This window comes from Pseudomonas sp. AC239 (assembly GCF_979258545.1).
Map to the genome: position 1 here is coordinate 2,783,823 of NZ_OZ409864.1, position 13,455 is coordinate 2,797,277.

Consider the following 13,455-nt stretch of genomic DNA (forward strand, 5'->3'; position numbering starts at 1 on the left):
TATGACGCAGCCTTGCTTACAGCAACCGTATTGCTGACGACTTGATTAAGGGCCCTGGTGCGCCGGAGTGCGTAGCCGGGGCTTGAGGGAAGGAAACCGATGGCCAAGAAAGACTACTCCGAAGATTTGTTGATTCAGGCCCCAACGGCCGAGTTTCTGGAAAAGGAGCTGGGTTGGCAAAGTGTCTTCGCGCAGGATGAAGGTGGCTTTGGGCCGGATAGCCTTCTTGGTCGGACATCGGACAGCGAGGTGGTACTGACCCGAGAAGTGTCGGCCGCACTCGAACGCTTGAACCCTGGTTTGCCAGATGAGGCATATCGCCAGGCACTGACCCAAGTCGTGCAGGACGACATTACCAAAACGCTGATCGCCCACAACGAAGAAAAGTACAAACTGCTGCGCGACGGCGTGCCGGTGAGCTACCGCGATGCGTCGGGCCGCTCGATGGATAAACGTCTACGTCTGATCGACTTCAATGAGCCGATCAACAACCGTTATCTGGCCGTGCGTGAGCTGTGGGTGCGGGGCAAGCTGTGGTTGCGTCGACCGGACGTCATTGGCTTCGTGAACGGCCTGCCTCTGGTGTTCATCGAGCTCAAGCGCTTCGAGGCGCACATCGACAGTGCCTACAAGAAGAATTACGCCGACTACTTGGATACGATTCCGCATCTGTTCCATTGGAATGCGCTGGTGGTCATCTCCAATGGCCACGATGCCCAGTACGGCTCAATCACCTCGACCAAGGAGCACTTCTACCGCTGGAAGCGCCTGGATGAAGAAGACCCGGAGCCCAGTAAGGACCAGCCCCTGCTGCCCATCCTGCTGGCCGGTATGCTGCATAAGCAGCGCCTCTTGGACATCACCGAGAACTTCGTGTTGTTCGACACCAGTGAAGGTAGCACACACAAGATCGTAGCACGCAACCACCAATACCTCGGGGTGAATCGCGTTCTTGATCGGCTGACCTCTTCCGATGAGCAGATCCGTGCTGAAGTAATAGCCGGACAACTTGGGGTGTTCTGGCACACACAAGGCTCGGGTAAGTCGTATTCAATGGTGTTCTTGACCGAGAAGATTCACCGCAAGATTTCCAGCAGTTACACCTTTGTGATCATCACAGATCGCACTGAGTTGGACGACCAGATCGCTTCGACCTACACCAACTGCGGACGTGCCAACAGCAAAACCGATCAGGCTAAAAATGGTGAAGCCTTGCGCAAGATGCTGCGCGATCAAAATCGCCGTTATGTGTTCAGCCTGATCCAAAAATACCGTGAGCGGATCATCGAGGCCTACTCGGAACGGGACGACATCATAGTCATCAGTGATGAGGCGCACCGGAGTCAGTATGGACGTTTGGCGTTGAACATGCGCAAGGGGCTGCCGTGTGCCAAGTTCCTCGGCTTCACCGGTACACCGCTGATTGATTCGGGGGAAACGCAGCTCACTCGTGAAGTATTTGGCGAGTACGTGTCGATCTATGACTTTCAGCGTGCTGTGGCCGATGGCGCGACTTTGCCGCTGTTTTACGAGAACGCTGGCGAGAAGCTGAAGATCATCGACCCCACAGTGAGTGAGCGTATTACTGACCACATTGAGGCCGCTAAACAGGCAGCAACCCTCGATGACCCGTGGAGTGACGAGAAAGAAGAAAAGCTTTATCGGGAGTTGGCGCGGGACTACCCCATCCTGACTTCTCCTACGCGGCTGGATAAAGTCGCGCAGGATTTCGTGGATCACTTCCATCAGCGCTGGCGCGTTGTGGAAAACGGCGGCGGAAAAGCCATGATGGTCTGCCTCGATAAAATCACCTGCGTGAAGATGCACGATCTAGTCGTTGCTAAATGGCAGGATAAAGCCGCGCAACTCGACGCTACGGTGACCGCAGAAGAAGCCATGTTTGCAGCCAAGGGCAAAGCACCCACTAATCTGCTCAAGCAGCGCCGCGAGCAGGTGGAATGGATGAAGGCCACCGAATGCTGCGTAGTGGTATCGCAGGAGCAAGGCGAGGTGGCTGACTTCGCCAAGTGGAAAAACTTCCGCGATGAGCCGCTGGACATCACGAAGCACCGCGAAAAGATGGTAAAGCGTGACCTAGAAAAGGAATTCAAAAAGGCCGACAACCCATTCCGGGTCGCCATCGTTTGTGCTATGTGGCTGACTGGCTTCGATGTGAAGTGCTTAGCCACGTTGTATCTGGACAAGCCCATGCAGGGCCACACCCTGATGCAGGCCATCGCTCGGGTCAATCGAGTGGGCGGCGGCAAGAAGCACGGACTGATCATTGATTACAACGGGATGATCAAGAGCCTGCGTCGTGCGTTGGCCACCTTCGCCCAGGGGGACCGGGCTGGTACCGGCAAAGGCGAAGGTGAGCAGGATAGGGTGCGCGACGATACAGTTGCTTTGGCCGAGTACGCTAACAGCCTAAAGGTCGCGCGTGACTTCCTGGTGGGACTGGGCTTTGATCTCGATGGATTGATCGGGACCCACGGCTTCGCTAAGCAGCAGCAAATTTTGGTGGCTGTGAATCTACTTTGTGAAAGCGATGAGTGCCGCAAGACCTATCAGGTGATCGTCGAGGATGCGCAGGCTCGCCATAGAGCCCTGTTCCCTCATCCTGGCTTGTTCGGCTTTGATGCCGAGGAAAGCGCACTTACGGCGATCTACAACAAACTGCAGGATGCGCGTGTTACACCAGACGTGAGCGCCCTATTGCAGGACTTGTATGACGTGGTGGATGTGGCTGTTGCTACTGAGGCACCGAGCGCCAAGGAAAAACGATCTCGCTATGACCTCTCGAATGTCGACTTTTCTCGTCTGCGGGCCGAGTTCGAGAAAACGCCCTTCAAGAACGTTGTGGCGATGAATCTGATGGAAAAAATCGAAGAGCGTCTGGCCGCCATGGTCGCGCGTAATCCAACTCGGGTGGACCTCTACGAGCGTTATCAGGAGATCGTGCAAGCGTACAACAAGGACAAGGATTCGGCGGAAATACAGAAGGTGATGGATGATCTCTTTTCCTTCAACGACACTTGTACTGACGAGGAAAAGCGCTATCTGCGCGAGGAGCTGGAAAGTGAGGATCAGTTGGCTGTATTCGATCTGCTGCAGAAGAAGTCGCTCAGCAAAGACGACCGCGATGCCATCAAAAAAGCAGCGAAGGAGTTGCTCAATAAATTGACTGGCGGGAAGCTGCAGATCGATCGCTGGCGAGAAAAGGCTGCAGCACAGGCCCAGGTCAAGGCCGAGATCATCAAGCATTTGTGGGCCAGTCTCCCACTGTCAGCGTATGATGCGGACGAGATTGATCTCAAGGCGAACGCGGTTTTTTCCCACATCTACACCTCTGGAATTGGAGGTGAGCTGCGGGGGTATCACTAATTTTGTAATTGGGGCTATGGGCGCTCTCAGCCAGGCCGACTACTCCTATTAGACCTACTGGTGCAAGGGTCAGCTCCAATGCAAGCAGTTGGTCGAGTGAGTGAGGTTGCGTTTTTGGCCGAAAAAATAAGAACTGAATTAATCCCCTAACCCCGATTCCCTAGACACCAATGGACCGTATGACCCGGTCCATTGGTGTCTAGGGATGTTATTGCAGGTAGCCCAGCGGCTGATCATTGTCGTCAAAGCAAAGGATAGTCTCGCAGTGCCCTCCTAACTGGTCGACATTGGATTCGCTGACCGAGGGAAGCCATTTACCCAGCTCCGCCACTGGCACTTTTTGGTTGTCGATGTAGCAGTCATCATCCATGCGGGGATTACACCAGGCGGTTTTGACTTCTGGCCATTCGGACTGGGGAGCAGCCGGAGTCTTCGTCGCTGCTGATGCAGTCCCGCCCTTCTCCTGATTCCACGCTGCCCAACCACCGATGTAACGCTTGTCGAAGGTCGAAACCAGTTCATTGTCCGGGACACCTGCATCTAAGTAGAACTTCATCAGCAGGCTGCCCGCTTCCGCGTATGACACTTGACGGGTGGCGTCGATGCGGTAGGCGACTGGCTTGCCATCAGTGCTACTGCCTATGCGATACCAGATGGACAGTTGGAATGGTGTGTCCTCCTTCCAGTTACCTACCTCTGCACCCTGGATTCGACAATTGCCACGCTGACACATGCCGTTGACTTTGTTGGTGATGCGGACGTTCTGCTGACGCTGCGCATCCCAGAGGTCCACGTACCGCGTGCTGGTGAGCCAGGTACAGAAGAGCATGGGTTGGCCCGTTGCTGCTGGGCGGGTGACGCATGGAATCACTTCCGGGAGGTTGTGCGTCGATTTCTCGTCGGGAAAGAAAGCCACTGTACCTTGGTACGCGGAGAATTCAGCGTTGACTTGGGCACAGAACGCGAGAAGGAGGATGCTGAGAATACGTTTCATGGTTTGTTTCTTACTATGAAGGTGGGAGCGAAGGAGGTCTTGAGCAAGCTGCTATTTCTTGTAAATAACCTTGAGCTTCTTGTTGACGTAGTCCTTGATGATTTCGTAGTCGGGGTTGTAGGTAACGAGCGTATGACCTACTCCTGCTGCGGCGGTTAATGTTGCTATGGTCAATGTGGCGGGTGTTGTCAGGACGCTGAATACAGCCCCGAGTGCGCCGCCTTGTACCACTGCACTTTTCACATCGCTTTTAACTCGACACTTCAGCCCCTGGCTTTCAATCTTGGTTTCAACCAGTTTGATACCTGCCATGAAATTGCCTCTGAGGCCTTGGATCTCGAAGGACGCTTTGCTTCTCACGAGACCTTCAATCTGTGCTTCATTCAGACCGGTTACGACGATCATGTTTTTCTGAGCTCCCTGCATGAGGTGGCGGATTAGAGAAAAAGTCGAATATCAACCTTTTAAGGTGAGTCTCGGTTTAGGAGGTCCTTCATGTCAACAGGTTGATGCTCAACCATCCAGGTTGAACTGGAGGGTGGCATGTCAAAAAACAAATCGAAGCAGCTGGCGGAGCTTGTTGGCCAAGCAATTGCTCGCCAGCGTGTTGGTTGCAAGCTGAGTCAGGAGCAGGTTGCGGAAAAGCTTGGGATTGGAAGTGAGGCCGTATCCCGTATCGAGCGTGGGATCGTCATGCCTAACATCGAGCGTTTGGTCGAATTGGCGGCGGTTTTTGGTTGTGAAACGGCTGATTTGCTGACCGAGGGGAGTTCTCGCCCAGAAGATCAGGCGCGGAGGCTCTATGACTTGCTGTCTAGACTGGAGGCGCATGACCGCGACTTCGTCATGGACATGGTGGAGCGTCTTGTCGCTAGGCTCGATCGCGACTGATGGGCTCAGTCACGGCGGTTGTTTTGTTGTTTCAAAGGATTCTTTTTTCCCTGGCTCATCGAACAGAGCACCTCAGCGCAGGCACAAGCAGTTGAATCCCGCGAAGTGATATTTGGCGACATCCTCGGCTACCTGCAATGCCGATGGATAGGCGGGAGTGATAGCGGCCAACCCATTGATGAGCAGATGACTGTCTGGCGCTTGGGAATCCTCGTTCGCTTTCTGCGCTTCTCGCAACGCACTGTCAGCTAGGCAGACCAGCAGTGCGATACCCTTGGCTGCTTCCCGGACCAGGACGGCCTTGGAGTCGCAGATCAAGCAGTGTCGAAGCATGATTCATTCTCCTGGAAAAGCGGCCCTGGACACGGCAGCGCACGGTGATTTTGAGTATTTCAGGTGGGATTTCTCTGGTCGGAGGACAGTAGCCTGAGTAAACGACTCAGGATCCAGCAGGCCAGCACCACGGCCAGTAACAGAGGCGGGAAACGCAACATGAGCAGAATGCTTAGCACCAGCGCTCCTGCGGCGGCGAGCGCACCGACGAAAATGAACAAACAGAGCAAGAATCGCAGTAGATGCATGGCGGATCTCCAAGAGCTTTTGCCTGGCAGATTACTCAGCACAGACAGATTCGATTCAGTGAGCCTGTGAGGCGATAGCTTCCAGCTTGCCAGCGAGAGAGTTGGGAGCTGGCTGCGATTCACACTGGCTAGAGGTGCTGGCGGGCTCCGAGTTCGCGAAGAACTCTTCGATCACGACGTGACTGTCCTCCTCGCTATCCTCGAAGGCTCCATTGCCGAAGCCCCGGCGAGCCGTCTCATCCAGTGCTGTTTGGTCGAAACCTGCTGTTTGCCGCTGTGTATCGAGGTCGCTCGCCTTCTGTAGTGTTTCGGTAATGTCCATACCGCTGCGTGCCGTGAGGTCGACGTAGAAGATCGGAGTGCCGTGGCTTTGGCGAGTCGACTTGCCACGCAGGCGCAGCTCCAGCGGCAGGCAAGCCAGCCGATTACCTGAGATGGCCTGGAAGTAATGCAGCCGAGCGGCCAGGGTGCGGATGCTATTAAATCCGGTGGTGCGGAACACAAAGCTACCCAACGAATCCTCATCACCAATGACCACATTCAGTCGGCCGTAAGGCTTGCAGGCACCGCCTCTGGCGAGTGGGCAGGCATCCGGCGATGGGCATGGCAACGACTGCATGCCGTCCTTGGTCAAGCGCTTGCAGGTCTCGCCATTGCCCACGCAAAGCGGGCGTCCGGATTGACGGTCGAACAGCGTGTAGTCGGCACGAAAGTTGAGCTCCGGCTCGTTGAACAGCAGGCGTACCGGGATGCTGCGCAATTTGTCTTCCTTACCCTTACGCAGCTCATCATTGAGCGGGTGCAGTAGCCAACCGTCCTTGCCTTGTACCTGCGAGGTGATGGTGAACTGATCATCTTTCTCCGGCAGGCGTTTGCCGTTCTTTTCGATGATCTTGCCGATGGAAATTCGTCCGAGTACCGGCGGGGTGATAGCCAGACCTTTGAGCATGGTGGTTCTCCTGTAAACGAAAAAAGGCCAGCCACGCAGAACTAACTGCATGGGCTGACCAAGGGGAGGGAATGGTTGAACACGGTGGGGTCAGACGATTAGGAAACGTCGGCTGCCTTCCTTAATCTTGATGTAGCGCGCCTGCAGGTAGGGCTTATCCTTCAGCATGCTTTCGACATCGAGCACAGTGCTGTCGTTGGACTTTTTCCAGCTGATGAAGCCGTGACCGAACTCGGCACGGGTAGCATCCCCCATGGCCTGCTGCAGCATTTGCTTGAGCTGGGCTTCACGAGTTTCTTTCTCGGCTATCGACTGACGTACCGCCTTAAGTTCGATGTAGGCGGCCGTCAGTCCTGCATGATTGCTGAGATCCAGCGCCTGGCCGTTGTCTTCCGGATAGAGCGCGCGCAGTGCCATTTCAGCCGAGGCTGAGCCATCAGCAGGTGGTGGCGTGTCGGTCTCGACGTAGTGCCAGAACTTACGCTCCAGCTCAACCAGGCGAGCAATCACCTGCTCGTCACGCTCGATGCGGTGGATCTCCAGCGTCTGGCCGCCCAGCAATACAGCCACATCCGCAGCTTGCTTACCGGTGACGGCGAGCTGATGCATAACCTGCAGTTGTACGTACTCGGGCACGCCTTCTTTCCAGAGGCGTGCGCCGTTTACGCCGGCGGTCTTGCACTCGAGGATTTGCACATCGTCAGAACCGATCACCTCGCGGTCGATGTTGGCCAGCATCCAGGGCAGCTCAGGATCAGGGTGTTGAAGCACAGCGTTGATGCGCCGCACCTTGTTTTTCGTGCGTTTGCTGTAATGCCAGGCCACGACTGGTTCCAGCACGTTGCCCCAGTACATCGGGCTTTCTTCATCATGTGGGTCGGCTTTTGGCAGTGTGGTGTCTCGACCGGTTTTCTCCAGCCACAGCTCTAACTGCGATTTGTAGGGATTTAGGCCCACCGCAGCGCCGGCATCCGAGCTGCCAATGCCTTGCTTGCGCACCGCCAGCCAATCTTCACGAAGCAATTCCTTGGTGCTGATGAGGCGCAGTGCTGGACGAGCCTTGCTAGTGCTGTGCGACGGAGTAGTGTTCATAACGTTCACCTTGCAGAAATAGAAACGCCCGATCAGCAAGAGGCTGATCGGGCGTTATGGGGTGGAGGAAGTAACCGGTTAGGCGACAAGTTGCAGTGCGGTGTCCAGCGCACGTTGCTTGATCTGCGCCCCTTGGCCGAACCAGGCCGAGTCCATGCGGTACTCGTTGCTACGGGCGCGACGTTCGTGGTCGACGTACTCGGTTACGGCGTTGAGCAGGCCCCAGGCGGTACCGCGAGCCGAGTCCAGCTGACTGCCTCGGCCGCGACCTTCGTACAGCTCCTGAACCTTTCGCAGGGCACGTTCATTGGGCAGTACCTCCGGCAATGCGCCGGTAGGATTGGTCTCGCACAGCACGTTCATAAAGAAGCCCAGCGCCTCATGCCACTGCACTTTGCGTTCCGCCAGCGCACGCATGCGGTACATAAAGTCGTCCCATTGCGAGACGGCGATGCCGAGCTGCTTCTTTACTGCCTTCGGGTCGAAGCGAGTGTTGTGCGGCACCTTGATGGCGCGGCTTGTGCCGTCTAGGGCGATGGTCAGGGTGTTGTTGCAGACAACGCGCACGGTGGTCGGCGTTGCCGTGGTTGCCAGGGTGCCGTCGCAGGAGGTTGCCAGCAGTAGGTAGCCATTCACCTGGTCATTACCCTTGAGTGCCGCCCCTTGTCCGGTACGCGCCAGCGCCCAGAATTTACGGCCACCCTTGAGCACGCCAGCCGTCTCCAGTTCGAAGCCGGAGACCTCGGTGAGATCCCGATAAAACTCCAGCACTTCCCGAGGTTGCACCGTGTGGTAGCGATTGGAGACCACCGACAGCGGGGTCTTGGTGTCAGAACGGAATAGTACCTTCTGTTCGGGGAAAGAGTGGATTGCGCCCAGGTGGCCAACGGCATCCGACTTAAAATGCACGGGGCTTTCCAAAATCTGCCAGTCCATACCGGCTTCACGCTGCCAGACTTCGATTGGCTGTTTCTGAGTGAGCTGATTGCCCAGTCCATGCCACGGGGCAGCGCCAGCGTAGGCCATGGTTTCGACGAGATGTGCCATGTTAACGATTCCTTTAGGTGCAAGCCGGCATAAAGCGCCGCGCCAGGCGCAGCACAGGCCGGACGATTGAAATATGAGGAGAGAAAGGGCGGGATTAGGCCGGCAGGTTGAAGCGATGACCGCAGAGCAGGCAGAGGTTGTGGGCCAGGACATGACGGTCGAGCGATTCGCCGAGTTGCGCGCCCAGCGCACAGCCGCCGACCCCGCCTGCTAGGCCGCCGAGGATGGCGCCAGACACGGAGCCGAGGGTGATACCGACAGGCCCGGCTAACGCGCCGATAGCGGCGCCAGCGTGACTGCCTGCCAGGGCTGCGCTGACGCCACGTGCAACACCGCCCACAGTGCCGATGGTGGCGCCGACTTTCATGGCGGGATGGAAGGAAGCGACTTTGGGGGAGTGACAGCGAGGACACTGCAATGACATGGGGCGAACCTCCTTGGTGGGTTTGTCATGGCAGTTATGTAGATTTGAAAGTTTTTCGGATCGAATCAGCCCGCTAGCGGGCGTGATTTGGTTTGTACGAAAGACACCCATAGCTGATATGAGGAGGAGGGACAAGGAGGTGCGTACATAGTATCGTTCGGCCATGAGTGCCGATGGCGCGCCGAAAGGCCTCGGCTTATATGAACACTAGATGCAGGGAGGCCGCGTCATTGGGCGCGTATAGCGATGTTCATTGAACGATTAACGTTAACCAAATTCCGCAGTTTCGGGGTCGAAACGAACATTGACCTGACCCCAGGTCTCACTGCATTCATTGGCGCTAATGGCTCTGGTAAGACGGCAGTGATGCAGGCGCTTCAGCGGCTATTCGGTATCACCGGAGATCAGCGTCGTATTCGCCGCCAAGACTTTCATGTGCCTGCGGCCGAGGATGTTGCACCACTGCAGCGGCAGTTTAGTCTTGAAGCCATCCTCGCTTTTCCTGAGCTGGACACGGAAGAGGCTGAAGCAGCAGCCATCCCTGAGTTCTTTCAGCAAATGGCTGCCGATGAGGCCGGGCGGTTGAAGTGCCGGCTTCGGCTAGACGCGACATGGACAGACGATGGTTCGATCGATGGGGCAATCGAGCAGAAATACTGGGCCGTACGTGCCTTTGGCGAATTCACTGATGAGGATTGCGTCGAGCTGAAAGCTGTCGATCGGGCACGTATCCAGATGATCTACGTACCTGCTTCGCGTGATGGTTCTTCGCAGGTAACTTCATTTTTGAGGGGGCGCCTGTGGCGCGCGATCACTTGGTCTCAGGGTGTACGCGACACGTTTGATGAGGCTGGCACGACACTCAATGGGGCATTTGCTGGTGAAGCGGCTGTCGATGTAGTTGCTGACGCGGTACGGCGGCGCTGGCAAGAGGTCCATACGGCCGGCACCGATACCACGCCATTGTTTCGCCCCATGGATTTGCGTTTCCAGGAGTTTATTAGGAAGGTCGAAGTGGTTTTTCGGCCTGACGAGGCTGGCCGTGAACGTGCTCTTGACGATCTCAGCGACGGCCAGCGCTCGTTGTTTCATCTCGCAATGACGGCAGCAACATTGGATGTCGAAAACAGCATCGCCGGAGATCCCGTCGCAGCCGGATTTCAACCTGGCGGTGTCCCCCTGCCGGCGTTGACCCTTATTGCGATCGAAGAGCCGGAGAACAATCTCGCCCCCTTCTACCTTTCGCGCATCGTCCGTCAAGTCGAAGACCTTACGGGCGGGAACCGTGCCCAGGCAGTTGTCTCAAGTCACTCGGCAAGCATTCTTTCGCGAGTTGATCCCTCTCAAGTCAGGCACTTCCGCCTCGACTCCGCTAATCGGACGTCCTTGGTTCGAGCGATCTGCTTGCCTGAGGGGCTGGAGGAGGAATCAAAATTTGTTCGTGAAGCTGTGCGCGCCTATCCAGAGCTCTACTTCGCTCGATTCGTCGTTCTTGGCGAAGGCGCTTCTGAAGAGGTTGTTATCCCGCATCTGGCAGAGGCCATGGGCTTCGATATTGATCGTTCGTTTGTCGCTGTCGTGCCGCTCGGTGGACGCCACGTCAATCATCTGTGGCGCCTTCTCAAGGATTTAGAAATCCCTTACGCAACGTTGCTTGACCTCGATTGGGGGCGCGATGGCGGCGGTTGGGGGCGAATAAAGAGCGCCTGTACTCAGTTGCTCGAGATTGGTATCGCCCCTCAAGCGCTGTTTGGCCAGCACTTGGATCCAAACGGCCCCGAAGTCAACCTCGCTCGCTTTGATGGACTACCAGCAGAGAATACGGTAGGGATGCAGGAGTGGACCAATTGGCTGCGCCGGTTCGAAGTATTCTTCTGCGCTCCTCTTGATCTCGACTATTCAATGCTTTGCGCTTTTCCTGCGGCATATCAAGTTATTGAGCCAGGCCGGCAAGGCCCCTCTAATCAAGGCGACCCTCGCATTGCGGTGCTGGGCGAGACGGGGCGCCGGGAGCTTTACGGACTAGACCAAGAAGCCTCATTACGCTGGTATCGATACCTGTTTCTCGGGAGAGGCAAACCCAGCACGCATGTGCGTGTGCTCAGTAGCCAAGCATCCGAAACCTTGGCCGCAGGAGCGCCTGAGGAGCTCCGGGCGCTCCTCATGGCTATAAATGCTCGATTGGAACCGGCGAACTGACTATGGCACAAATTCGTCCAGAGGATTGGCGACCACGCGGTATTGAGGATTTAGAGCCTGCTGCATGGCGAGCGTTGCGTCATGAGGGGTCGGCCTGTGTAGTCGCAGGTCCAGGAGCCGGCAAAACCGAGTTTCTTGCCCAGCGCGCAGCCTACCTGCTTGAAACAGGAATATGTCCTGCTCCTTACCGTGTGCTGGCGATTTCTTTCAAGGGTGATGCTGCTGACAATTTAGCGGCGCGGGTTCGAAAACGGTGCCCACCTGATCTCGCTAACCGCTTTACCTCGCTCACCTTCGATTCCTTTACAAAGGGCTTGGTAGATCGCTTCCAGGCGGCGATTCCGGTAGCGTGGCGGCCAACACGTCCCTATGACGTGGCATTTCCGACGCGCCGCCAGGTCGAGCAATCCATTGCTCGTGCGAGGCAAAATTCTGCAGTTCAATGGCAAGCCACAATTGGTAGCTTTAGCGCTGGGACCTTTGAGTCGCACAAGGTGGGGGCATACCGGCTCCCTATCGCTCGGAATGCACCGCAGTCGGCTGAAGAATTTGCCATCCACCATTGGTGGAGAGAACAGCTTGAGCGCCAACCGAGCTCAGGTCTCACCTTTGTAAGCCTGAACCGATTAGCAGAGCTGTTGCTTCGCTCGAATCCGCATATTCGACGTGCACTGCAGCACACCTATCCGTTTGTGTTCGTCGATGAATTTCAAGACACAACTTACGCTCAATACGACTTCCTGCTGTCAGCATTCGGCGGTGCTGACATTGCGGTGACAGGAGTCGGTGATGACAAGCAGCGCATCATGACGTGGGCAGGTGCGCGCCCGGATTCATTTGACCGCTTCTCTGAGGATTTCGGCGCAGTTCGTATTCCGTTGCTGTTCAACTTCAGGTCGTCTCCAGACCTTGTTCGAATACAGCAGGTTGTTGCGCGAGCGCTTGATCCAAATGCTCCTCAAGCGGAGGCGCAAGCGCAGCGCCAGGTTGACGGTGATGTGGCTCAAGTTTGGAACAGTCGCACTAGGAATCAAGAAACAACCCACCTCGCACGCTGGATTGTGAGCGACATGGCCAATCGTGGCCTTTCGCCTCGACATTACGCAATTCTTGTAAAACAGCGCTCCGATGATTTCGAGGCTGATCTGGCACCTGCCTTTGCCCAGGTTGGGCTACGGATTCGCAATGAAAGTCACGCTCTCGGGCGAACGACTTTGCAAGACCTGCTTTCTGATAACTTTGCAAAAATCGCCATAGGGCTCCTCAGGCTCGGAGCAAGTCGCAGAGCCCCTGCTGCCTGGCAGCTTGTTTCCTCCGCGCTTTGGGCCATACGTGCTATTGCCCCGGATGATGAATTAGGAGCGATGCGCATTGAGACGGAACTCTCTAGGTTCATCGCAACGCTTCGCGCTGATATGACCAATTGTCCGCCTTCGCTAGCCAATGCCAATGTCTTTGCAAATCGCGTGGTGGAATTTCTCGATCTGGCAGCCCTTCGGCGAACCTACATCGAATACGCATCCGGTGACGTGCTAGCCATCATGGAAGAGGCGTTCCACTTGCACCTTGCAGCGTCTTCTGATGCCGCTGACTGGATCGGTTGTCTCGATGCCTTCGAGGGGCTAGCTCAAATCCCCATGATGACCGTGCACAAAAGCAAAGGCCTCGAGTACGACACTATCGTCTTTGTGGGCCTTGATGATCAGGCTTGGTGGGCACATACGCCGGGCAATCTTGAGGGTCTTGCGACGTTCTTCGTTGCCCTCTCTCGTGCAAAACAGCGTGCGATTTTTGCCTTCTGCCAGGAGCGTGGTCAGCGGCAGCGGGTAGCTGAGCTCTTCCAGCTTTTGACCGCGGCCGGCGTGCCGGAGATCGCAATCTGAATACTAAATAT

Annotated in this window: 12 protein-coding genes; 4 read left to right on the forward strand and 8 right to left on the reverse strand. The window is 56.2% G+C overall.

Annotated elements, in window-relative coordinates; all coding sequences use genetic code 11:
* The first annotated feature begins 99 nt into the window (after positions 1-99).
* On the forward strand, positions 100-3,384 hold the full coding sequence (locus ACZ0AZ_RS12560; RefSeq protein WP_463570847.1) for a type I restriction endonuclease subunit R: 3,285 nt from the start codon (positions 100-102) through the stop codon (positions 3,382-3,384).
* A 208-nt stretch (positions 3,385-3,592) separates the two neighbouring features.
* Here ACZ0AZ_RS12560 and ACZ0AZ_RS12565 read toward each other — a convergent pair whose 3' ends face one another.
* Together ACZ0AZ_RS12565 and ACZ0AZ_RS12570 are read right to left on the reverse strand one after the other, a co-directional pair.
* Positions 3,593-4,378 (reverse strand): hypothetical protein, encoded by a 786-nt coding sequence (locus tag ACZ0AZ_RS12565; RefSeq protein ID WP_463537487.1) that lies wholly within the window; start codon positions 4,376-4,378, stop codon positions 3,593-3,595.
* Between the two features lie 51 nt (positions 4,379-4,429).
* On the reverse strand, positions 4,430-4,783 hold the full coding sequence (locus ACZ0AZ_RS12570; protein ID WP_463537488.1) for a hypothetical protein: 354 nt from the start codon (positions 4,781-4,783) through the stop codon (positions 4,430-4,432).
* 138 nt (positions 4,784-4,921) lie between these two features.
* Between ACZ0AZ_RS12570 and ACZ0AZ_RS12575 the strand changes: the two genes are divergently transcribed.
* A complete protein-coding gene (locus tag ACZ0AZ_RS12575; protein ID WP_463537489.1) occupies positions 4,922-5,269 on the forward strand; it encodes a helix-turn-helix domain-containing protein in 348 nt (115 codons plus the stop codon).
* Positions 5,270-5,341: 72 nt separating this feature from the next.
* On the opposite strand, the gene ACZ0AZ_RS12580 is transcribed toward ACZ0AZ_RS12575, so the two are convergent.
* From ACZ0AZ_RS12580 to ACZ0AZ_RS12605, 6 genes are all read right to left on the reverse strand, one after another.
* The gene (locus tag ACZ0AZ_RS12580) at positions 5,342-5,602 is read right to left on the reverse strand and encodes a hypothetical protein (protein WP_463537490.1); all 261 of its coding nucleotides are present in this window, start codon (positions 5,600-5,602) and stop codon (positions 5,342-5,344) included.
* A 59-nt stretch (positions 5,603-5,661) separates the two neighbouring features.
* The gene (locus tag ACZ0AZ_RS12585; RefSeq protein ID WP_463537491.1) at positions 5,662-5,850 is read right to left on the reverse strand and encodes a hypothetical protein; all 189 of its coding nucleotides are present in this window, start codon (positions 5,848-5,850) and stop codon (positions 5,662-5,664) included.
* Positions 5,851-5,905: 55 nt separating this feature from the next.
* Complete coding sequence (locus ACZ0AZ_RS12590; protein WP_463537492.1) at positions 5,906-6,799, reverse strand: recombination directionality factor; 894 nt, start codon at positions 6,797-6,799, stop codon at positions 5,906-5,908.
* Positions 6,800-6,889: 90 nt separating this feature from the next.
* Positions 6,890-7,891: a YqaJ viral recombinase family nuclease gene (locus ACZ0AZ_RS12595; protein ID WP_463537493.1), complete on the reverse strand. Its 1,002-nt coding sequence runs from the start codon at positions 7,889-7,891 to the stop codon at positions 6,890-6,892.
* A 78-nt stretch (positions 7,892-7,969) separates the two neighbouring features.
* Entirely contained in the window at positions 7,970-8,938 is a 969-nt protein-coding gene (locus tag ACZ0AZ_RS12600) for a DUF932 domain-containing protein (RefSeq protein WP_463537494.1), read from the reverse strand.
* 94 nt (positions 8,939-9,032) lie between these two features.
* On the reverse strand, positions 9,033-9,362 hold the full coding sequence (locus ACZ0AZ_RS12605; protein ID WP_463537495.1) for a hypothetical protein: 330 nt from the start codon (positions 9,360-9,362) through the stop codon (positions 9,033-9,035).
* Between the two features lie 246 nt (positions 9,363-9,608).
* Here ACZ0AZ_RS12605 and ACZ0AZ_RS12610 point away from each other — a divergent pair, with 246 nt between their 5' ends.
* Both ACZ0AZ_RS12610 and ACZ0AZ_RS12615 read left to right on the forward strand, forming a co-directional pair.
* Entirely contained in the window at positions 9,609-11,561 is a 1,953-nt protein-coding gene (locus ACZ0AZ_RS12610; protein WP_463570845.1) for an ATP-dependent nuclease, read from the forward strand.
* A 2-nt stretch (positions 11,562-11,563) separates the two neighbouring features.
* Positions 11,564-13,444: a UvrD-helicase domain-containing protein gene (locus ACZ0AZ_RS12615; RefSeq protein ID WP_463537497.1), complete on the forward strand. Its 1,881-nt coding sequence runs from the start codon at positions 11,564-11,566 to the stop codon at positions 13,442-13,444.
* The last annotated feature ends 11 nt before the right edge of the window (positions 13,445-13,455 follow it).